General features: G+C 33.1%; 21 protein-coding genes. 2 read left to right on the forward strand and 19 right to left on the reverse strand.

Going from position 1 to position 23532, the window contains the following annotated elements:
- Nucleotide 1: 1 nt before the first annotated feature.
- The 7 genes from G3O09_RS04050 to G3O09_RS04080 all read right to left on the reverse strand — a co-directional run bounded on the left by G3O09_RS04050 (nt 2) and on the right by G3O09_RS04080 (nt 10422).
- Nucleotides 2–1348 (reverse strand): PTS sugar transporter subunit IIC, encoded by a 1347-nt coding sequence (locus G3O09_RS04050; RefSeq protein ID WP_163100194.1) that lies wholly within the window; start codon nt 1346–1348, stop codon nt 2–4.
- Between the two features lie 42 nt (nt 1349–1390).
- Nucleotides 1391–2341 carry a glycosylasparaginase gene (locus G3O09_RS04055; RefSeq protein WP_240338327.1) on the reverse strand — a complete coding sequence of 317 codons (951 nt, stop codon included), beginning with the start codon at nt 2339–2341 and terminating at the stop codon, nt 1391–1393.
- Nucleotides 2342–2370: 29 nt separating this feature from the next.
- A complete protein-coding gene (locus tag G3O09_RS04060) occupies nt 2371–2679 on the reverse strand; it encodes a PTS lactose/cellobiose transporter subunit IIA (protein WP_163100196.1) in 309 nt (102 codons plus the stop codon).
- Between the two features lie 151 nt (nt 2680–2830).
- Entirely contained in the window at nt 2831–4774 is a 1944-nt protein-coding gene (locus tag G3O09_RS04065) for a BglG family transcription antiterminator (RefSeq protein ID WP_163100197.1), read from the reverse strand.
- 488 nt (nt 4775–5262) lie between these two features.
- On the reverse strand, nt 5263–7206 hold the full coding sequence (locus tag G3O09_RS04070) for a DUF262 domain-containing protein (protein WP_163100198.1): 1944 nt from the start codon (nt 7204–7206) through the stop codon (nt 5263–5265).
- Nucleotides 7190–8665 carry a DUF262 domain-containing protein gene (locus G3O09_RS04075; RefSeq protein WP_163100199.1) on the reverse strand — a complete coding sequence of 492 codons (1476 nt, stop codon included), beginning with the start codon at nt 8663–8665 and terminating at the stop codon, nt 7190–7192. Before G3O09_RS04075 ends, G3O09_RS04070 begins: the two co-directional genes overlap by 17 nt.
- 1088 nt (nt 8666–9753) lie before the next feature.
- Nucleotides 9754–10422, reverse strand: coding sequence for a hypothetical protein (locus G3O09_RS04080; protein ID WP_163100200.1), 669 nt, complete (start codon nt 10420–10422; stop codon nt 9754–9756).
- 245 nt (nt 10423–10667) lie between these two features.
- Here G3O09_RS04080 and G3O09_RS04085 point away from each other — a divergent pair, with 245 nt between their 5' ends.
- Entirely contained in the window at nt 10668–11426 is a 759-nt protein-coding gene (locus tag G3O09_RS04085) for a PDDEXK family nuclease (RefSeq protein WP_205439602.1), read from the forward strand.
- Between the two features lie 39 nt (nt 11427–11465).
- Here the strand turns inward: G3O09_RS04085 and ytfJ are convergent, their stop codons facing one another.
- Nucleotides 11466–11912, reverse strand: a complete 447-nt coding sequence (gene ytfJ, locus G3O09_RS04090; RefSeq protein ID WP_163100201.1) for a GerW family sporulation protein — start codon at nt 11910–11912, stop codon at nt 11466–11468.
- Between the two features lie 256 nt (nt 11913–12168).
- Nucleotides 12169–13626: a DNA cytosine methyltransferase gene (locus G3O09_RS04095; protein ID WP_163100202.1), complete on the reverse strand. Its 1458-nt coding sequence runs from the start codon at nt 13624–13626 to the stop codon at nt 12169–12171.
- 475 nt (nt 13627–14101) lie between these two features.
- On the opposite strand from G3O09_RS04095, the gene G3O09_RS04100 reads away from it, so the two are divergent.
- A complete protein-coding gene (locus G3O09_RS04100) occupies nt 14102–14308 on the forward strand; it encodes a hypothetical protein (protein WP_163100203.1) in 207 nt (68 codons plus the stop codon).
- A gap of 169 nt (nt 14309–14477) precedes the next feature.
- On the opposite strand, the gene G3O09_RS04105 is transcribed toward G3O09_RS04100, so the two are convergent.
- The 10 genes from G3O09_RS04105 to nadX form a co-directional block, all read right to left on the reverse strand.
- A complete protein-coding gene (locus G3O09_RS04105) occupies nt 14478–15689 on the reverse strand; it encodes an MFS transporter (RefSeq protein WP_163100204.1) in 1212 nt (403 codons plus the stop codon).
- A gap of 513 nt (nt 15690–16202) precedes the next feature.
- Nucleotides 16203–17036: an HNH endonuclease gene (locus G3O09_RS04110; protein WP_163100205.1), complete on the reverse strand. Its 834-nt coding sequence runs from the start codon at nt 17034–17036 to the stop codon at nt 16203–16205.
- A 416-nt stretch (nt 17037–17452) separates the two neighbouring features.
- The gene (locus tag G3O09_RS04115) at nt 17453–17671 is read right to left on the reverse strand and encodes a helix-turn-helix domain-containing protein (protein ID WP_163100206.1); all 219 of its coding nucleotides are present in this window, start codon (nt 17669–17671) and stop codon (nt 17453–17455) included.
- A gap of 375 nt (nt 17672–18046) precedes the next feature.
- Nucleotides 18047–18328, reverse strand: coding sequence for a hypothetical protein (locus tag G3O09_RS04120; RefSeq protein WP_163100207.1), 282 nt, complete (start codon nt 18326–18328; stop codon nt 18047–18049).
- Between the two features lie 791 nt (nt 18329–19119).
- Complete coding sequence (locus tag G3O09_RS22705) at nt 19120–19329, reverse strand: YjcZ family sporulation protein (protein ID WP_338048399.1); 210 nt, start codon at nt 19327–19329, stop codon at nt 19120–19122.
- A gap of 324 nt (nt 19330–19653) precedes the next feature.
- Nucleotides 19654–19848 (reverse strand): hypothetical protein, encoded by a 195-nt coding sequence (locus G3O09_RS22965; protein ID WP_420850324.1) that lies wholly within the window; start codon nt 19846–19848, stop codon nt 19654–19656.
- Between the two features lie 199 nt (nt 19849–20047).
- Nucleotides 20048–20830 (reverse strand): SDR family NAD(P)-dependent oxidoreductase, encoded by a 783-nt coding sequence (locus G3O09_RS04130; RefSeq protein ID WP_163100208.1) that lies wholly within the window; start codon nt 20828–20830, stop codon nt 20048–20050.
- Between the two features lie 41 nt (nt 20831–20871).
- The gene (locus G3O09_RS04135) at nt 20872–21381 is read right to left on the reverse strand and encodes an aromatic-ring-hydroxylating dioxygenase subunit beta (RefSeq protein ID WP_163100209.1); all 510 of its coding nucleotides are present in this window, start codon (nt 21379–21381) and stop codon (nt 20872–20874) included.
- 19 nt (nt 21382–21400) lie between these two features.
- Nucleotides 21401–22702 (reverse strand): aromatic ring-hydroxylating oxygenase subunit alpha, encoded by a 1302-nt coding sequence (locus tag G3O09_RS04140; protein ID WP_163100210.1) that lies wholly within the window; start codon nt 22700–22702, stop codon nt 21401–21403.
- 34 nt (nt 22703–22736) lie between these two features.
- Entirely contained in the window at nt 22737–23522 is a 786-nt protein-coding gene (gene nadX, locus G3O09_RS04145; protein WP_163100211.1) for an aspartate dehydrogenase, read from the reverse strand.
- Between the last annotated feature and the right edge of the window lie 10 nt (nt 23523–23532).

Here is a 23532-nt window from a genome sequence, read left to right on the forward strand (position 1 = left end):
ACTAAGCTCCTAAATTATTATTGGTATTCTTGCTATTACCAGTAGCTACACCTGATTCCTCCGCCACCTTTTTCTTATCCATCACTGCAATAAAAGGATACCAGATAAACATTACCACAAGTATATCGACCAATTGAAGGACTGCACCCGACCAATGACCAGTTATAAGGAAGCCCTGAATAACAGGTGGTGTTGTCCATGGTATGATGACTCCTGTCGGACTAGCTACTAAGTTAAGTGCCATTGCCGTGTAATTAATGATGGTAATCACAATGGGTCCTAGTATTAACGGTATCATGCATATTGGGTTTAATACCACAGGCAAACCAAACATGATAGGTTCATTGATGTTAAATAACCCCGGAGCCAGAGACATCTTACCTAACTCCCTGTACTGCTTTGACTTAGACCTGTATATAAGCACGAACACTACAGCAAGGGTTGCACCCGCACCGCCAATCCAGATCATATCAAAGAACTGCTCAGTGATGATATTTGGTGCACTTTTCCCAGCTTCAATCGCAGCAAGATTTTCGTCCTGAAGAGGTACCCAGAAAGGTCTCATAATTCCGTTTACGATCGTTCCACCATTCAACCCCACACACCAGAGAAGACTGATTGCGAAGACGGTCCCAATGGCCCCAAAGAGATTATTCGCTACTAAACTCTCCATAGGTACGGAAACAATCTGGTAAATAAATTCATGGATATATTGGTAGTCTGTCTGTAGGAATAATAATCTAACTAGAAGCATTGCCACAATGATGATAAAGCCCGGCACCAGTGCGGAAAATGCCCTGGATACCGCTGGTGGAACACCATCCGGCATTTTGATGGTGATTCCTTTTTTAATAAAATAATTAAAAATTTCAGTGACCACAAGCGCTGTGATGATCGCAACAAGAATTCCATTTGTACCGTACCAGCCACCAACCGTGATAACCTTTTCAACAACATGAGCTGTTCCATTTATATCTATAGAAGTTGTAATTGGAGTTAAGAGTACAAAGGAACTGATTCCAAGCATTGCAGCAGATAATGCGTCAACCCTGTAGGATTGTGCAAGCTTGTAGGATATCGCTGCCACTATAAAAAGGGACATGATATCATACGTAACCCTCTTTGGAAGAATGATAAATTGATTAAAAAATTCCCCAAAAAGTTTGACCTGTAGTTCTTGCCATCCTGGTGCAGGGAAATCTTGAATAATGATAAAGATTGAACCGATTATTAAGAATGGTATAAACGTAATAAATCCATCTCGGATTGCCGCAAGATGCCTTTGACCTGCCATCTTAGATGCAAAAGGTAAAAGTTTGGTCTCAAGGAATTTTTGAATTTTCTCCATAATCTTAACCCCTTTGTTTAATAAATAATGGACCATTCTTCCTTACTCAACAGGACTTGAAATCCTTTTTCGATAGGCTTCAAGCCATTCCTCCGATGCCTTTTGGTAAATGGTCGTTTCCCCTTTTGGATAGGCAACGTACACAGTTGGCCTGTCTACATCCGTGGCCACCACGAAGGAAAATTCTATATTCGTGCCTACTCCCCATTCCCTATTGTTATTCATTGCAATAACCGACATAGCACCTGCTTTTCCGTTTCTCTTCATGAGATAGTTAGTAAACTCGTAAACAGCACTCTCAGCTGCAACCTGTGGATTCATCCCCCCCTTCATAAGCCTAACAATTTCATAGGATAAACAACCTTTCATAATATCCTCTCCAAGCCCTGTTGCCGAGGCTCCTCCTATGCTGCTATCAACGTAGAAGCCTGATCCTGATAAAGGTGAATCTCCCACTCTTCCTCTCCTTTTCATAAACAATCCGCTTGTCGATGTAGCCGTTGCCATATGCCCCTTTACATCAAGAGAGACCATCCCCACGGTATCATGACCATCGTAAGGACTTAGATTTTTCTCCCTAATCTCTCTTACACGTTTTTCCCAAAGCTTACGTGCCCTTTCGGTAAGCATGTTCCTTCTTTCAAATCCATTTTTAAGTGCATATTCCTCTGCCCCATTGCCCACCATGAACACATTAAATCTTTCTTGGCTTAGCTTCCTTGCGATGGATATAGGATTTTTAAAATCTTTTATTCCTGCCACCGCCCCTATTGAAAGTGTTTCACCATCCATAAAAGCGGCGTCCAGTTCTACCTCGCAATGTTCATTCGGAAGTCCACCATATCCCACCGATTTATAAAGGGGATAATCCTCTACCATTCCAACTGCAGTCTCCACTGCATCGCTAGAACTGCCGCCTTCCTTGAGCATTTCGGAAGCTGCTTCCACCCCTTCAAGAGCCATACGCCAAGTTGCTATCATTCCCCACTTCACATTCATCCCTCCAACTTGATTAGAGAGCCCTAACCAATTTTTTTATATAAACTCAGCATTTCACTGATTAAGGTTTGAGCCAATAATGCATTCATCATATGATCCTGTGCGTGAACCATCATGATGGAGTATTCGGATTTTTCTCCCCTTGCTTCTTTGACAATCAATTCGGTTTGGGCTTTATGTGCTTTTGAAAGTAATGCACTCGCATCTTTCATGAGCTGATCTGCTTCAGAAAAATTCCCTTCTCTTCCAAATTGAAGCGCTTTCATCATTGTCGATAGAGCATCTCCTGAGGATGAAATAATTTGAAATGCAATTTGTTCGATTTCTACCACTCGCTTCACCTTCCCGCTGTTTAATAAATTTTGGTTATCTGTATTATAGTTTTCTAGACTCTAACTTCTCCAATAATCTTTTTCCTAATTGCTTGGAAAAATTTTATATATAAAATTCAAATAAAAAATCCCGCATTATAGCGGGATGTAATTAAGAATTATAGTTTATGATTCTAGCTATAAAATCATCGAAATGTTCAGACCCAATCAGATGGTTTACCCCATCGGGTCTATTAATGATTTCAATGAGATGCTTATAAAGATGGTTCAGTTTTTTTCTGTCCTCTTCTTTTAGGGAAAACATAAAAACAAGCTGTGCACGGTTCTTTCCCCACATGACAGGCTTATTCAGTATTGCCACAGAAATGACCGTTTCGTAGGCATTCATCACGATAGGGTGTGGAATGGCAACGAGATTCCCATAGGAGGTGGAGGAAATCTTCTCCCTTTCCATCACTAGATCCATATAATCCTCTGGTGTATATCCCTTAGAGTAAAGATCATTCCCCAAAAATTGGATAGCTTCAAATTCATCTGTAAAGGATATTCCTTTATAGAAAATGTCCCTTCTGAAAAAATGCCTCACGTCAGTCGAAACATCATTTTGCCCTTTGTATTCTTTATAGAGTCGTAAGTGTTGATCAATCTTTTCTATGTCTGCTTGATTAAGGAATGGGGATACTTCAATAACCTTGATGTCAATTTCATAATCAAATTTAACTGTAGATAGGATAAGGTCCGGTTCATTCGCGATAAGTTCATCTAACTCCATGAAGGAATACGTACCTAGAATTTCAACCTTGTCCTTGTAAACTGAATGAAGCTTTGTCATTAGTAAGCTACTGGTTATGTAACCTGTCGGGCAAATGAGGCCAATTTTTCTTTTCCCTGTTTTCTTTTCCTTTAGGCGTTCAAAGGCCGCCCCAAGGTGAAGAGCAAGAAAGCCTATTTCATCTTCCCTAATCGCTAATCCTGTGATCCTGTAAAATTCCTTCGAAACAAAAACAGCGATTTCAAAGATAAAAGGGTAATTGATTTTAAGCTCATCGAGAATCGGGTTTCTCATTATGATGTGGTTATGGATCCTCTCAATCATTCTCTTAATATGAAGACATAACCCAATGAACAGTTGATCATCATTTTCAAAGTATATTCCGTATTCCATTTTTATCGAATGAATAAGCTCGTCCGTAAGGCTTGAAAGATTGGGATCGACGATTCCATCTAGCTCCCTTTTTTCCTTATAGTTATTCTTTATGATGCTTTTCCCTAAAATAAGGTAGGAAAGATAAATGATATCCCCTAAGGGGAACTTCACTCCAAGCTCCTCCTCTAATACTCTGGAAAGATCTTCAGACATTTTATATTCTGGAGTTCCCTCCACACTATCCAAATCGAACTGTATATCGAGTATATTTTCACTTTTTATCCTGTCTATGGTAATAGCGATATGGATCACAAGATTGACTACTGCCATTTCATTAAGATGGATGTTATATTTTTTGACAGACTCGATAAGTTTTCTTTGGATCAGTGCCAAACTAAAGTCATTAAAGTATTTTTCATATTTCAATAGACTAAAAAAGCTTCGGTTCGTTTCCTTAAATAAAAGTTCACTTAAAAGAGCCCGTTTATCCTTTTCACTCCCCGATAAATAGATCAATGCTGCTTTCCTTGATAAACTCAGGCCTCTTTGGTTTTCAGAGATCATCTCCTTGATTCTCTTCAAATCATTTTCAATGGTTGCCTCACTGACCATGAGTTTTTCAGAAAGATTATATAAATCTATTTCCCTGCTTTTAAGAAGGAGATTCTTTAGTATATAGTTTATGCGTTCATCAGGGTGAGTTGGAATGCCTTCACTTTCACTTTTCATGATTTCCCTGGCTCTGTTGAGGTCGGATAGAAAATAGCCTTTTTTATTTTGCGAAACAATAAATTCTTCATTTAAAATTGAATTTATAAAAGAGATATCGTTTCTAACGGTTCTATCCGTTACCCCAAGTTCTATAGCCAATTCTGAGCCCTTCACCCAAGTCTTCTTTTCTGATAATATTTTTAAAATCTCTCTTTGACGCGGATGGAAATTGTGCAATAGAATGACCTCCAACAACCAGAGTTCTGTCCCTATAAAATAATTATACTAATCTTGTCTGTTCAACAGAATCCTGCTATGGAAATTATTTGAGAGGAATTTATCTAATATACCGTATACAAGGCTGAACAATGGAGGTAAGGAGTTAAAAAAGTCTTTTTGAATTTTTCAGTCCTAAGTTATTTACATCACTCCATTTCAAAAATTGAAATTAGAAACGAAATTTATTTATAAGTGCCTTATGCCCTATATTACAAATATTATCGTTCATCTGGAACTATTAAAATCATTTTATCAATAAACACTTAATTTCTATTAGAACCGAAAGTTTTTTGTCTTTTAGGACATGAAAGAGGATGGAATCTGTTCCCACCCTCTTTGTATTTAAACTTTTTACTTCGTAGTCTTATGAATTTAATTTGGCATTGTTATCGAAATACAAAAATAATATATAAAAAATCATTACTCATGTAATAAAAAGCTAAGTTTCATTTCAATTCAATCCCTAAATAATGGTTCAACACTTCTATCATTTCTGTGTGATGCTTTTGCGCCAGCTGATCATTCCAAATCTCATTCTGATAAATTAAATCCATCTTTAAGGAATCTAATTTTTCTTTATTATTATTAATAAATCGTTGGCGCTTTTCATTAAATGGTAGATTGCTATATTCTGAATTTATACTTCTTGATACTAACGCTAGGTTACCAAATCTGTTAAGTTCATTATCTGATACCGTATTGACATCAGTATCCTTTTGAGTTTGTGGTGATATATGCTCAACAGAATTTTTGGCAGTCAATTTAAATTCTTTCCACCTTCTGTCCATACTTGAGGCATATTTCTCCCAAAGTACATATTCGAGTTTATAAAACCAATAATGAGGGAATTCCGTCCCAAGATCTTGATTTAAGATCCCTATCTTTATTGTGGTATCATAATAAGGATCATCCAAGAATCTCCTTGTCCTAAACACTAATGGATCATCATCTTTTTCTGCACATAACAAATGGTTGTCTAAATACTTTAAATACTCATAACTATTTTCGCCTTTATTCTCTATAAGAAATTTTAAATATGGAGTTAACCAATAATGTGTTGTTATTTGTTGTGAATGATATAACATACTTTGTAGTAGAGATTCACCTTTTGATGTAGGTTCTCCTCTTCGTAAAAAATAGAAATTCTTGTTCTTTCTATTATTTTTGTACTTTTCTATTTTACGAATGAAATGTGTTTCACTTTCCTTAAGTCCTACCCATTTAATTACGTGTTTATCAAAATAGTATCGAACTTCCCAAAGTAACTCAATAAATTCTTTTATTTCTTCTTCGTTAATAAATTTACTGAGAAGATGGTTTGTAAAAATATTTAATAATTCATTATCTGATATTTTAGGAATATCATCATGACTTTTGTATACTAGGTAAATTCTTAGTGTGTGTTGTAAAAGCATTGGAAAAGTTAAGATACTTCTAACATCATCTCCAATATATTCGTCTTCTTCGTATTCTTTATCTCTCACATTATCTTTTGTATCATAGCTATAATCTATATCCAATATTTCCAACAATGTACTAGGTTTGCTATTGGAAACCTCTTTTTCATCTATAGTAGATAATACTTTAACTGGATCTGCTATTTTTTCCATTCCAACCTTAGCATCAACAGTATCAAATAAGTCCTGTATTTTTATGCTAGTTATATCTTTTATATTTTTTTCTATATACTGCTCCATCACAGAACAAGCATCCCATAGGATACTGTAATTTATCCGATCCTTTCCTGATAATTTATCTAGCATTCTTGCTTTTAAAATTTCATGGTGCAGTAGTTGTACACCTCTATTGTTAATAACCTCAAATAATTTATTTAAGTCTGTTTTATCTGGTACTTCTGTGAAAACCAATTGTACTTTCTCGTTAATAAAAGCAGCAATTTTTTCTGCCTTCCCAACTTCTTCTAGCTCAAATTGAGTATAGAATTTATCAATAAATGCAAGTGCATCAGTTATATTAGCAGGTAATTTATTTAGACATTGCTTATTACCACCAATAATTAACCTAAATTGTTTATTAATTTCTTCCCTAATAGCAAAGTTTATCCTATTCGTCCGCTCCAGTTCAATGAAAGGTTTTAAATCACCACCAAATACTATGGAAATCATCCAGAGAGTTGTAAATCGTTGTTGTCCATCAATTAAATCAAAAACTTTACTTTCTTTTTTTGATAACATTCTATTTTTAACAACTAAAACGCTCCCTAAGTAAAAAAGCTCTTTTTCATCTTCATATGCTGCTTCTATGTCTTCTAATAGAGTTCTAACTTGGTCCTCTTCCCAGACATATAATCTCTGATAGATAGGAACATTGAACAAGTAATGCTGATCTGCAATGCTTTTTAATGTAACCAAATTAGACTTTATTTGCATAAACTATCTCCTCAATCAATTGTTCCATCCAGCATTCTTTATATTTTAAACTATCTTTTGAATAATAAGTGAGTAATCTTTCTTTATAATAACCTTGTACACCTTTACCACTTTCTATATTCTCCTTTTGATATATATCAATTTTTTCATAACAATTTATTAGAAATTCAAATACTTCTTCTGGCATAAAGGCATGACTAATTATATCTAGTAAATTATTATCTCTTTCCATTAAAAATTTTATTGGAGCTTGTTTAACAACATTTTGCTTTTCTAATCTTATTGCCCCTAAAACATGATCTAACCATAGTGAAAACCTAAAAAATTCTCTTTCTCCGAATTTGTCATAATACATTATTGTTGCAAGAATGAATAATTCCTTTAAATAAACTGAAATATTCTTCCAAACAATATTATAAAACTCTCTAAATCTTTTAATTTCCTTACTTCGAATGTTCCTTTCGATAAAAAGTAACTGGGTAATCTCAGCATATTTCATTGAAAAGAGAAAATATCCAAGTCCCTTACTTATTGGCTGTCTTAATAAAAAAGGAAGGTTTACATCATCTTGTGAGTTCACTTTTTTTAGTTGTATTTCATAATCTTTATTATCTTTTAAATAGAGTTTTATCCCATAAGAATTGTTATTATTCGGAAACAACCTTATGGAGTTATCATTATCATTTGATATTGTGTAACTCATAAACACCTTTAAAATACCATCATCGTTTTCTAAACTAATTTGCTTTTGCCCCCGCCAACTACGCGCTCTCCAAAGGTATTTATTAATTAATTCAGCAGCAAAGTCCCCCTTCTTGCCAATTAGAGGTTGGAAACTTTGGATATTTTCCCAACTTTTTGCGCAATACTCTTGTAACTTTAAATTATTGATTGCCCTTAGATGATAAGCTTTGAGTAAATCAGTAGGTTTTAATTTTACTCCTCGATAGTTTTGTGTATCAAAAAAAGTAAAGGCTAAATCTTCCGAAGAAGTGATAATAAAGGTAAATTGAATATTAGGGAACAATAAGGAAACTTTTTCTTTCCAGTTCTCTTTCTCATCATTACTAAAAAACAGTTGAATGTTTTTGATATTCTGAATGGAGATTGGCGAGTTATATTCCATAACCATTTTGTCGTTTAATAACTTCCCATTTAATATAAAAAAAAGAATACTCAAGGTTGTCAAGCGCTGTTGACCATCTATGATAAACAATTTCTTTTTTTCGTCATTTTGGTGCAACAATATACTGCCCATGTAATAAGGTATCTCAGGTTCTGTTTCTAGGTGAACTAATAGATCATTAATTAACTCTTTAACTTTAACGATATCCCAAATATATGGCCGTTGATATGTATCAATTCCTATAGGATATAGTGCCTTTTCTTTAAAGAATTCCTCAAATGTACTAACGTGGATTCTTACATCATTTATTATTTTTGGATTTCCAACTTCCATTATCTTTGATAAACCTACCTTTATTTTATAATAGTGTTACAAATTAAATTAGGCAGAAGTTAGCCATCATTATAGCTATTCTTCTGCCTTCATTTCTAGCTTGAGAATTATTGTATTCTATTTGAATTATATGATTATAATATTTTGTTATTAATTTAATGAGAAGTAAATTATTCCAGCATTTCTTTTAAAAAACGATAGAAAAATCTTTACCTTTGTCCATGTCAGAAGTATAAAATAATACTTCTGTTTTTCTATATAGATCTATCATTGTTAATACTTCTTCATTATTATTTTTGATATATCATTACAATAAAACTCTTTAAATAAATTGAGATATTATTATTTAATCAATAATAGTGTTATTGATATAAATTAATTTATTATTAATTCATGGAAAAATACATATTTATGAACAATTTCCAAAAAAGTTCCACAATCATTCATTGGAGGTTGATTGAGCAAATCATAGAAACATCCCTGGTGATAAATAGTGTTTAAAAAATCCAAAAAAACATAATCGTCTGAATTAAAAATATTTGTGCATACAGGACATCGTACTATAATCTTCATTAGTTCTGTTCTCCCATTCTAATCTCATATTCAGAAAATTCCATATCTCTTTTAAATTCTCCTGCATATCACCAAAATCCTCATATATTTGACAAATATTATTTAGAATGTCAATAAGAAAGTATTTTTGCAATAGAAAAATGCAAAATAAATGAAAAAAAATGACCAGAATCTTTCCAGTCTGTCTCTCTTGTTAACTACTTATTGATAATGTTTTCGATTGCCTGGAGGTTATCCTTTTAACCGTATCACCATGACATTTAAAAAAAGACTCCATACCAAAAGGGTAGAGAGTCTTCACCTACCTTTTAATAACTTTTAAGGAAAAAAGGTACGTAGCAAAATAGTGTCTGGCACAATTATTGGACAAAACACAAAATTTTGTACAAGGGTTTGTGCCTGAAAGTTTTTCTAGCATGAATACATAAATTACATATATGACCTCTAAAGATCTCTTTCTTTAATCAGGTTATAGATTTATTATTTAGAATGAAATATAGAATAAAAATACAGCTCTATTGTCTTTTAAATAGAACACTGGATCTCCACTCATGCCCATTTTTTTGAGTTATTTCGTTCATTTTAAATCTAATATTAGGACGAGTCAAAGTACCTGGTCTTTTTCCTGGATATAATATAGTATCAAAGAATGTTGTATAAAATTGGCCATTGGGAATACTCATTAGCCTTATTTCTTCTACAAGGTTTGTAGGACTATAGGCTATTCTAACAGCATAGGTTAAGTTAGGAACTTTGCCGAAACGGATATGATTTTCATAAAACCTAAGATTTGCAAGCCAATTTTTTCCTGCAATTATTGATGAAGAAGTAGAATTATACGAAGTTTGATTTCTTTCTAGCAATACTCTGTTTTCTCTATAATCATCATCAGTTATTTTAATAGTTTTCACTTCCAAATGAATAATTGAATCTCCGCATTCAAAACAACTATCACTTGATGCTCCCATAGAGGCTATATTCCAACCCTGAGATCTATCAATAATACCTTCAATAATATTCTGTGCACCCTTTTGTATTGTATTAGTTCCAGATGGATACATTGGTATATTCTGTTGGCTATATAATTGATTTATTATCTCACCAAGATGTTCTTCAAGTAGTCTCTTAATAATAAAAAAATATTTTTTTTCAAGTTCCATTAATAAATGATCTGTTAATGACATTAATTTAATTCCTCTCAAAGTCTTAATATAAACACATTTACCATATTATACTAATTTATTATTAACTTTTTGTAAATGAAAACTATTAAACCAAAAGATTATAAATAATTTCCAAAACATTTCTATATTTGACTGAACTATTATTGGATCCCTTCTCTTTAATAATATTGAAATTCATTAAATTGTAATTGCCAAAATATTATTTTCTTTGTGAGGGAATGGTATAATTATCTAGAGGTGATATAATGAATTACTTAATGAATGAACTCATACATTTAAATGAAATTGAATTCTGGGAACATCAATATTTACAACAAATATTTTATTCACTAAAATTAGACCGAGAAAAAATGTTGAGTGGTTTTAACACAAAAGAAGAAATCAAGGATGATTGGGTAGCTCACCTTGGGGATCAAACATCCTCTTTTGCAACAGGTTCAGAACGTATTTTCTATTGGCTATTTAATCAATTTGGCAAACCTAATTCTTCCCCCGTAGGTTCAGATATGTTCTTTGAAACGTATAATGCGTATGTTCACATTGATGTTAAAACTGTAACATTAGCAAACGTAGGTGATTTTACTAAAAATATATTCGTTGGAGATAATCAAAATAGTTACTATGGATCAATCAATGTTCGAGGTAAAGAATCTCGTCCATATAAAGGACATCTTCCTTTTTTCTATACAAAAAATAATGGTGAAAAAAAGATATGTCTTACCTATTTTATTATTATTTTATACAATGAAGTTAATCTAGATATTCAATCAATTGCTGTTGTTTGTATGCCTAATGGTAAGCTAAATGAAATTTACGGTGATGATGTTATCAGTGCAGGTAAAAATCCTGGAAAAATTAGATTTAATTACACAAAATGTAGTAAGTTCTTATTATTGAATGATTCACCTTCTAGAATAAAAGTCCTGCTTTGGAATGAAAATATGGAAGATTCACTTAAGATGAAATTGAATTTATTAGAGTCTCTCTATTTTCAAGAAAAATAAAAAAATTAAACTAAAAAACCATCAATTAGATGGTTTTTTCTAGATATCCAAATCATGTTTTGACTCGTTTAAATTATTCTTATTGCTGTTCGAATGTACATCTTTTTTAAAAATTTCTTTTATTTTTTCAAAAGTTGTTGGAGCCAAATCAATAATTTTCTCTATAATGTGGGTGTTTTGATCTAAATGCAACATATTTACACCACTGCTATTTACTACAAGGAATGCTATTGGTGTAATTGAGACACCCCCACCACTTCCTCCACCAAATGGATGATTATTGTGATTGATTCCATTTTCAGAAGAATTTAAATGGAATTCACTACCTCCAGCTGCAAATCCAAATCCTACTTTAGAAACAGTTAATATTACACTTCCATCTGGTGTTTCTACCGGATCCCCAATTATTGTATTCACATCTATCATTTGTTTTAGGTTTTCCATTGCAGAATTCATTAATCCCTGAATAGGATGATTAGATGACATTTTATATCCTCCTCCAGAATGCATATTGTTTACTAAATAGTTTTCACTATTTGACTAATCATTTTCTTGCTTAAACATCTGCCTAACTCCAATATTGTTAAAGCTATATTTTCCTATCTTGAATCAAATTATTCAGTTAGTTTTTATAAAAGAAATCTTCACCCACCAATTTGTTGTATATTGAAATTAACATTTATTAATAAAAAACCCCTAATTCAAATGTGTGATTTGAATTAGGGGTTTTAGTTATTTATATTTATACTCTAGCTAACAATTTCTTCATTTTTTCATTACTCTTCACTTCAATACTATTACTATTTTCTACCTTTGATAATACATTAAATACACTTTCTGCAATAGCCTTACCCAACATTACTGGAACTGCATTTCCAACTTGTCTATACATAGCATTTAAACTACCTGTAAATTCAAAGTCCATAGGAAATGTCTGAAGAATGGCACACTCCCTAACTGATAACCTTCTTTTCTTATTAACATGTATTTCGGGCTGTGATGCCGTTATTGTATCACTTGGCCGATCCCAGTTAGTTATTCTTAACGATTGTTCAAATTTAATCTCTTTTTCAACAAATTCAGTAACTTGTTTATCGTATTTGTCATCGAAACCTAGTAGTTTTTTTAAACCCCACCAATCCTCTGGCTTAGGTATACTACCAGAATTATTATCTTTCCTAAACCAATGACCAGCGGTATGGTTATATCCAAAATGTTTATCAATATTCTTTACTGATATTCCAGATTTTTTTCTCCACTCTTTCAAATAGTCACAAATATCGAATTGATTAACCTCGTGTTTTCTTCCCCAAAATTTATCACTAACATTTTCTGAAGCAACATGATTATGGATAATACCACCTGATTCTACCCATTCCATTGGGTAAGAGCGAAAGTTATTTTTATCAATTTTATTTAGCTTAAACCTCTTCATATTCACACCATTTGAAGGGCCATCATTCATATGACTATCATTTTCAAACTTGTTATTTAAATCATTTTCTGAAAATACAAAGGATTCATTTCGTGTTCTAACATCACTTAAAAAGTCTATAGCCTCTTTAACAGTAACGTGCTTTGGAAGATTTTTCTTGTCCTCTTTATAATGAAACAAATCCGTTTGATAATGACCTGATTGAAGACCGTCTGAAAAATGAGTAGGAAAAGGGAATGGATTATCAATATCTAAGCGGTTTCCCATTATAATAACACGCTCACGTAATTGTGGGACCCCAAAATCTGCTGCATTTAAAACTTTGAAATCAACTTTGTAACCCAAATCCTTAAAATCTCCTATTATCATATCTAATACTTGACCCTTTGACATGGATATTAGACCTTTAACATTCTCTGCAATAAAAAATTTTGGGCGTTTATCCTTAACAATACGTAACAATTCTAAGTAGAGAAAATTTCGTTTATCTTCCATACTTCTTTTTGTATTAGCAACAGAGAATCCTTGACAAGGAAAACCACCAATCACCACATCAATTTCACCTGGTTCACCTGGAATACTAGAACTTTCTATTTTTGTAATATCACCTAATACAATATGATCTCCTATATTCTTTCTATAAGTATTTACAGCATTTTGTTCAAAATCATTCGCCCATACTACATCAAAACCTGCTTGTACAAAACCCAAGTCCATTCCACCAGCACCAGCAAATAAAGATATAACAGTTGGTTTTTTATTCATATGCAACCTCCCAAACATCAAACGTATGTTCTGTTAATATATATTTATTATAATCTATGAATTTTAAATTAATAGTCCTTAATTTCGACAATTTTAATAAATATTATTATAGATATGATTAATAGATATGTAAAATGGATTGTTTATACATATTGGTATACATTCTCAGAAAGTATCACAATAATAAATCCATCATAGTTAATGATAACTACCAATAGTGTTACAAATACTTTTTACTTTCTATTTTTTGTTTTTAAATCTATTAACAACTATTAATTATTCTATTTTAACCTCATTTCGATATTACCAGTTAATATTTTTATGATTTATCCTACTTCCGAATTTTTAGCTATAATCCTAAAAAACTACTGTTCTAATAAAGAGTTTAAAATAATTATGTTCGTGCATTGGCAATAATGAATACTTAACCATATAATATTACACACACATATAGCCAATAACTGGAGGCATACCTATGTATCATCGACAACAATTACCCAGTGGAATTATTCCCATACCAGTATTTTCACACATACCAGGATATAACATTACAGAGTTAGAGAAAAGAATTGATCGTTTAGAACGACAATTTGAAAGGATAAATCGACGGCAAGAGCGAATTAACACAAGATTACAACGGGTTGAAAGACAACTTGGCTTTGGCCCTATTGAAATCGATTAATAATATTTACTTTTAGTTATTACAGATATTATCAATGCAAAATTATCACTCACATGGGATATAAAAAGACCGCTTAAAGTTCATTTTAGGTGGTCTCATTTAATTAATAATAGTTTTAATAATAATTACAAAAAGGTTCCTCTTCCTATGTTAATCTTATATAGAAACACTATGGTGTTGTGAGTTTAATTTTTCGAATAAAAAAGTAAATACAACTGTGACCTGCACCAAGAATTAGCAATAACGCCGGAATGCTGTCTTTCTCAAAAAAATAAATGGCAAAAAGAAATGCAGTAATTGAAATTGCCCTCCCAAAATTAAGGAATAGTTCTCTTACCACCACATACTCAATCCTTCTTTCAGCAGCGTCTTTTGCCCTACCAATCACATCATATGTAAGAGATATGTATGGAACCAATAGCATCGGATAGAAAATGGCGATGGACCCTGAATAAAGCAATAGTTTTCCATATGAAAGATCGAAAGCGATTAAGAAAATGGAGACATACAATCCAATCCCACCAAATAGAATTGCCTTTTTGCGAACATTTTTCTTGATCATCCTCGAAGCAAAATAATAGGAAATAAACGATACGAAAGAATTAATCATCCCAAATGTCCCTAAAGCTAACTCACTTTTGGTCGAAATGAAAACAAAAACCGATATGATAAATAGAAATGTACCTTCTCGAAGTCCTTGAAAGACGTGAGCATTCGTCACCATTCTCCAATTGAGATTTTGTTTTCTTTCAAGCAATGCTTCTTTGAATAAGTATCTCCCAGTTGCAGGGCGTCTTTTCAATGAAAAGCTTAAAATTACAGCGACAGCGAACAACCCTAAGGACGTAGCAAAAATAAAACTATACCCCTGAAATCCTACATACCTCGTGATAATCCATCCTGCTAAAATAGGACCTATAATCCCACCAATCGAATTTAAAATCCCTAAAAATCCGTTGAAAAAATCCCTGTTTTCCGGATCTGTTATTTCAAACGTCAAAACATTAAATGCAAGCCAGTAAAAACCATAACCAATTCCAAGTAATACCCCTAAAAGAATGATAAATTCACTAGCTCTTGCCCCAACTAATAAAACAGCGACATAAAAAATAGCTAAAAAAATAACACCCAGTCTCAATACGATGATTCGGTCCATTTTCTTTGCCATTCTCCCTGCAATAATAAATGTCAGAGGCTGTAAAATCACTACCGTCAGATTATATATTCCCAAATCTGAAAATTCACCCGACTGCTTCCATAAAAATACATTCACAAAAGTATTGGATAGAGCAATACTTAAACTATAAAGCCCACCAATACATAATAAAATTAATAAATCTTTTGTTAGTTCCACTTCACCAATCATCTTTTTTACAAACATGCCAGACTCTCCTTTATGTGGCATAGTTTGCTACAAAATTAAAGGCCTATACCGAAAAAATAACAATTTCCACATTCTAGTTGAATTAAATATAAAAAGGTAATGTAGACTTACTGAACATTTATATTAGAATCTTAGTTAGATCAATTGAATACTCTTAACATTGGTTTTAATATATTTGACATGGTTCATTCCGATTTTCTTTGAATGTAGACGCTAATGAATGGTCGATGTGAATACGAATTTTTTCTTCTAACCCTAAAAAATTTCTATATATTTTCTTCAAATTTGTACTCAAATTTTTCGTTTCGATATTAAAAATCATAGAACAATCAATATGTGATTAAGGTTGTTGCCTAACCGTGTTTTTTAGAATTAGTCAATTTAAATTAACAAACTAAAATGTATCTAATCACACCAAATAATAAAAAGTCGTTAGTAATATTCTAACGACCCATTTCCCACACTACATGTATTCATATCTTGTATTTTTTGTTAATTAAATAAGTAACTTTACCACCCTAAATGATTATCTCTAATATTGATTATTTTTCCTTTATCTTTTACAACTCTTTTTAAAGGATCAATTGTTATGATTCCTCTTGTTTTTTTATTATGGCAGTTAGGACAGAGAACCCAAAGATTGTCAAAGGTTTCCCCTCCTCCTTTTGACTTTTCGATGATATGGTCTACCTCTATTATCCATAACTTTTTATTACTAGCATTTATATATTCTTCCATAAAACCACAAACCTGACAGGTATGACTTTCTAATATTGCTATTCTTTCTTTTTGTGCTTTACTTTCTTTTCTTCTAGAAGTTCTTTTCTCACTCTCGACGTATTGTTGTTTATAATCAGTAAATTCCTTAGCTTCTTTTAATATTGCTTCCTTACTTTTTTGATTTAGATCCTGTTCAACAATTTCTTCATTATAAATATAGTATTCATCTACAATAAACTTCTCTACGGGATTAAATAAGACTATTTCTCTATCAAAACTAATAAAAATATGGTAACGTTTTATCTTACCATTTATTTCATTATTTGTAACGCTTGCATTTTGAATGTATTTATACATAATATCGATTGGCAGTTTAAGTAATCCTTCGTATCCTAAGATTAATACAATATGAGATATATTTCTTGATTTATATAAAGCTATTGCATTTGGAGTTACCCCAAACCAATATGATGATTTCCCATTATGAAGTTTGGAACATTTAATCGTTACAATATCACTATTTTTCAAATAAAAGTATTCAATATTATTTTCTTTTTCACTTCTAGAATAACCACCTAATAATTCAAGTGCATTAAAATCACTTATTCCTCTTATTTCTCCCATGTGATCCCCCAACTTTATACAACAATTATTATACGTTTATGCTATCTTTCACACGTATGACTATTTTAAAGTCTCCTAAATAATCTAACAAAAAACTTCAATTATGAAAGGTGGTAAAATAAACCTAAACCCTTAAGATATAACCTAAGTAAAGACTAATTTCATCTATATATGAAGGGACCATTTGAATATTCTGTTTCAATGGTCACCCTTCAAACAATTCAAAAATAAACTGGGGAAGGTCTTGAGCAAAATATAATCTTTAATCAATGAGGCTGCATACCAATCATCACAGTAAAGAATTCTATTTGTCCGCTCTCCTTATTCTTACGGATTACTTGCCCCATTACAATTCAACATGTTCTATGTAATGTATGTATTTTTTTAAACAGTTGGAGTAGAATTAATTAAAATGTTCATTTACTTTTCTCTTGAAACTCCATGATGTCTTCAATCTTTTTTATATCAAGAGCTTCTGCAATTGATGCTAAATGTTTGAAATTGATTACAGTTCGAGATCCTCTAACAATTTCACTAATAGTAGCTTCTCTGACTTTTGATTTTTTTGATAATTCTTTTTGGGTAATTCCACGCTCGATAATAATTTCTTTTAATTTAATCCTAACTTCTAACAAAAAAATCCACCTCGTAAATACTAAAAGGGACCATAAAATAGTATAGTTACGACAATCTCTTAAATTTATCTGCTCGTTAAACAGTTATATATGAGATATCCTATACAACAGTATTTATAACATCTGCATTTATTCCCAATTGCATCAGTTTTCTTCATGATCTTTTTAGCTATCTTTTGTTTTATTTCATCGTACAGTTTAAGTACTTCTTTTTCAACTCAAGAGATGCTAAATAGTTTACATATCTAAATATTAGAATTAAGAAGATCATCATTAACGCAAAATCCCAAATGACAATATTACTTTAGGATTAACTACTACTAATAGAACTGCCACTTGACTACAGACAATCATATTTAACTGATTAATCAGTGTTTAATAATTTTTTTGGAGTACTTGAGTGGCTTTCTCTATCTGTTTATTCTTTTCTATCAATTCTTCTTCTAGCTTAATAAGGATTTTATTTAATCTAGCAATCTCACATTTTAAGTTTTCAACATTAGTAATATTTTCCCAAGTAAATCTTATACACTCTCTAACACAATCAGCCTGATAAAATCTTCCTAATGATTCTTTCTTGAACTTTCTCATTAGTTCATCAAATTTCTGCACATCCACAAATTTCAAATTACTAGTTACATTATATTTCTTCTCCATAAATTTATTTACATACCTTTCTGTCTATTATTTACTTATAAATTTATCAGAATCACAAAATAATGTAAATAATTTTATTGACTAACAAATATTAATATGATAAGTTAAATTATTTGACTAAAAATTATCATAAGTTGAAATAAGTTAAGTTAAGTTAAGTTAAATAAATCTAATATTACCTTTCACTAGTACTTTAACAAGAGATTTTTCACAGTTTTGTTGATTGACGTTTCTGGGGTATATGTCTGTCATTGTTTAGCTTTTCGAACTCATATTTTGCCAGAAATTTTCCCATGCTAATTTTCTTCCATCTCCCCTGCTCACTTTGTCATTAGTTCAAGTCAATATTTATAGAAGTTCTGTTGTCTCGCTTCTGTAAATTTATCATCGTACACGACACCTGGTCCGATGAAATCAACCGGTTCGCTATGTTTTGTCACCTTCAACCACTGCCCTTTCTTTAATCTTCATAGAAGAAATATGGAAATATAAAAAATGCGGTTAGTATGTTTTTCATATAAATGTGAATAGTTTATGTCAAAACAATTCAGTGGTACCTATCACGCACCTGTTAACACTAAAATGATTTGTCTAAGGGATTCATCTCTCCAACCAACAGTCACAAACATTGAAATCAACATTTGTGATCTATTAAAGTGATTAGATGGATCAAGAAGTGTCGCCTTGTCCCTCGGATTCAGCACCCGGGATAATCACTTTAAAAGCCAATAAAAAAAACTCCAGTATGTATACTGGAGTTTTTTATGGATGGTTATGATAATCTATTAGTTTTAGCAAAAGCAAAGAGTGGCCCCAACAATGATTAATAAAATAAACAATACAACAATGAGCACAAAATCGTCGCATCTATTAACAGAATCGGCATAGCAAAAGGCAGGAGGCGGATAATAAGAGGGTTGAACTTGAGTAGGTAGAACTTGAGTAGGTGGATGAGGTATGTTGGCACCTAATACAAGTTGTGCGTTTTCCATTCTATACATTTAAACACTTCCCTTCGTTACTAAAGAAATTTACTTTTTCTAAACACTACATTATACACGTATATACGAAAAAGGAGCCCGTCCAGGATGAAAAATCGATATTACTTATTTTGTCAGAGTTTGTGTCATGTACAAGGTGTATCGGGCTAGGACAATGATTTTAGGTATATCTTACACTTCGTAAAATGAATGAAACCCATCCTAGTAAGGTGGGCATCATTCGTTTTATTATAGGTGTAGATATGAAAGTAAGATAAAAACTGGGCGTATGATATCGAACATTGATTATGGTGAATAACCACATGTTGTATCTTGTAGGTTTTATCAGTTCGTTAGTACCATGAGATTTTTGCCTAAAAGATGCCTTGTACATAAATTTGTTAAATAAGCTGACTGTTGACTTCCTGGCTTTCTTTTTTCATTCAAAAGTTCAATCATATCATCATGAGTCCTGATTTCAAATCCATGTTCAAAATAGGTACCATCTCCCAAATCAATTACATTTTGTCTTCCCCCAATTTCTTACGCTCTTAAACTTATATATTTAATAGGAAGAAAACTGATATAAAAACAAAACCCTCTGCGAAATAGGCAACTCAATGAATGTTGATAGAACTGCCTATACCAATAAAATTCATTAAAAAAAGTGTCACCATAGCTTAGAACTAAATCTAACTAAGTAACACTTTTTGTAATCACTTGAATTTTCACTATACTATTAACCAAGCCCTCGAACTGACAATCCACCATCACTAGAAATGACTTCACCGGTGATTGCACGTGATTGATCGGAAGCCAGGAGTACATATGCTCCCACATGATCTTCAGGCATTTGTGCAAGTTGAAGTGGATTTCGTTTTTTAATTTTGCTTGCTTTTGTTTCGTTATCTACAGTTTTAACGAAAGAACGTAGTGGAGGGATGACGGAAAGTGCTGTTATTGTCCCCCCTGGCGCCACTGCATTTACCCGTATTTTAGGAGCCAATTCGAAAGCAAGCTGGCGCATCAGTCCTATTTGAGCGTGCTTACTTGCTGTGTACCAAACACCACCCCCATCAGGATAGAAGCTTGCACCTGACACGGTGAAAATAATATTGCCATTCGTCTTTTGTAATTCTTCAAGTGCTGCTTTTGCTCCGAAAAAAGATCCTTTTACGTTAATGTCTAGAAGATAATCATAGGCTTCAGAAAGAGCAGTTGGACTCACATCAGCAAATTTAGCGAATCCATCAAAAACTCCAGCATTCGCGATAAAAACATCTACCTTTCCAAACTGCTCCACGGTAGCCTCGACCGCTCGCTCATTGTCTTTGTAATTACTTACATCTCCTTGAAGGGTGATGATGTTTTCTCCAAATTCATCTTTCATTCTAATTAGAGGTTCGATTGATCTACCAATTATACTAACCTTTGCGCCTTCTTCAATAAATCGTCTTGTGACAGCTTCTCCTATCCCCGAAGAACCACCTGTAATCAACACTACTTTGTCTTTTAATAACATATGTAAACCAACCTCTCGTGGTAAAATTCTAACGTGAAGTGTTATACGAAAATAGCAAGATTTCTTGTATTAATGGTAGATTGATCCACAATGAATATCCGTTTTGAAAGCTTCCATTCACCATTTTCGAATGTAAATTCATCTTTTCTTTCACCGGATATTAAATCATGGTGAATATCTGTACTTCGGCTGCGGTAAATGAGGAGATAACTACTGACAATGGCCTTTTCTCCTTTTATATACTCTTTCACCCGTACGTTGCTAACAAAGCGACGAGTTCTGGAGGGTGGAATTTCCGCCCATGCATAGTCTGTTTTTAAACGATCCACACGTAGCTTTAATAACTCGATATCATCATTAAAAGTGAACATCTCTGTTGAGTAATCAGGACGCTCTGTTCCCTCTTTATTCACTCGAACAGGCATTTGATAGCGTAAGCTCGAGTGCATTAAATGAAACCAATTATCAAATTTAATCTCATCCAGTAATTCTGCCTCAATGTTCAACCACTCTTCGAATTCATATTTTGCCAGCATTCTTTCCATGTTCATGTTCTTCCCCCTCCCCTTGTCACTTTGTCATTAATTCCAGCCAATATTTGTAGAAATTTCGTTGACTTGCTTCTGTAAATTTATCATCGTACACGACACCTGGTCCGATGAAATCAACAGGTTCACGATGAAGTCCCATTGTATAGTTATATGTTAACAGCTTTTGAAACGGCATCGGACCTTGGGCAGCCTCTGTTATATCCGTAAATACTTCCGTGTCATCCTGCTCGAAAATGCCGGATGGGCTGAACGTTAAGATAAACGAATCCCTTGAGCGATCCTTCCAATCTTGAGAAGCATTTTTTTCAACGAGCATCCATGCAATGACTTCCATCTGATTATGGCTGATTGGTCGCCACATTCTTATCGAAGTGTTAGAGATTAATTGATCTTTAATCTTTGTATGCGATATTAAAAATGACATATTCGGAAACACGTTTCCAATCATATTTTTCAAGTTTGATAGAACATAGTACTGCTCTTCTGACAAATTACTTTTATATTCATCCTTCAATTCTTCTGGAAAAGCAAAGTCAGGATTAGGTGTTCCAAGATTTAAACCATGTCCGTTTTCTGTGTGAATTTGAAAGCCTCGCTTGGAGTAAGTCGCATTTGGTACCATGCCTAATTTCGCTATGGAACCATGAGTAACCATGGTATGGTAAGAATCACCCACAAAGTTATCAGAGCCGACTTTCCAGTTTGAATTGACAATAAAGCGTTGTGGAGCCCCAATGACCTCCATTTCCGCACGTCCAACGACGATATCTAAGTACCATTTAAATTCACCGAGAAAATCTTCGAGCGGCTCAGCCTCTTCATTCCATGTTCCAAATAAAAGACCTTTATATGATTGTAGGTTCACCTTATGAAGTCCCATTTTGGAGCGATTAAGATTCCCTCCATAAATATCCTTTTGAAGGGGGACACCCACAAGCTCACCTGTATTTTTAAAGTTAAATCCATGGTATGGGCATGTAAATAAGGATTTGTTTCCTTTATCCGCTCTACATAGCTTCATTCCACGGTGAGTGCACATATTATAAAAAGCACGAATTTCCCCTTCACTATCACGCGAAATAATAACCGAGTATCCTGAAACCTCACGCGTCATAAAATCTCCATTATGAGGAATCTCTGATTCATGACCAACAAACACCCACGTTTTTAAGAAGACTTTTTCGTGCTCTAAGTCGTAAACGGCTGGATCGCCCAGAAGATAAGCAGGGATTACTCCTTCATCTGGTTTGACGGTTTCATTCAAATAATTGATGATTTGGTCTTTCGACTTTTCCTCTAAGGTTTTTTCTGTTTTAAGCATTGTCGTATTCCCCCTCTATAGGCTTCATCATTCACTACCCGACTTGCACAGAATTATCTTTGTTTTGCAGCTTAGCCAATACACTTAAAGCTGCTAAATAACTTGTTTTCGGATTGTTCGGCATAGGATCATTTTCTATTTCAAGCTTAAATTTCCCAAATGAACCTGTTGCTTCTATTGTATGACTATTCTTCACCACAGCTGGATCCACAATAATCTTAACTTTCGTATGTTCAGAGCCCAGACCTGCCAAAGATAACACTATGGCTACATTAATATTTCTAGGGAATTGCTTAATTGCTTTAGCTGCAGTTCCTTCAAATAAAATCGTCTCTTGTTCTATTAAAGTATCTTTTGATAAGGCGTTTGGCGGTTTACGTGTTGTAATTGACACTGATTCTAGTTCATTCAACGCTTTGGCCGATTTAATGACATCCAATCCACCGATCGCACCAGAAGGAAGGAAAACGTTTACATTATTTCTTGTACAGACTTCTCTTACTTTTGCTTCAAAAGCAGTATCGGCCATGACTCCGATGCTACTTATTACAAGGTCTTTTCCAGCTTCAAGTACCTTTATTGCGTATTCTTCAGCGGCTTCAATTGTTGCAGCCTCTATGACAAGATCCAAATCAGAATTTAAGAAAGAGTCTATATCATGAAACGATTGAGTCGAAAATTCAACTGTAAGTTTAGCTCCGAATTCTTCACGTCTGGTATAGATCGATACGATGTTCCCATCAGGAAGAAGTCTGTCTTTATTGATGGCTTGAAGGAGAAACTGACCAATATTACCACAACCAATGAGCCCTATTTTCATAACTTTTCAC

Origin of the sequence: Peribacillus alkalitolerans (genome assembly GCF_010882125.1) — a bacterium.
Taxonomy (GTDB): Bacteria; Bacillota; Bacilli; order Bacillales; family DSM-1321; genus Bacillus_BN; species Bacillus_BN alkalitolerans.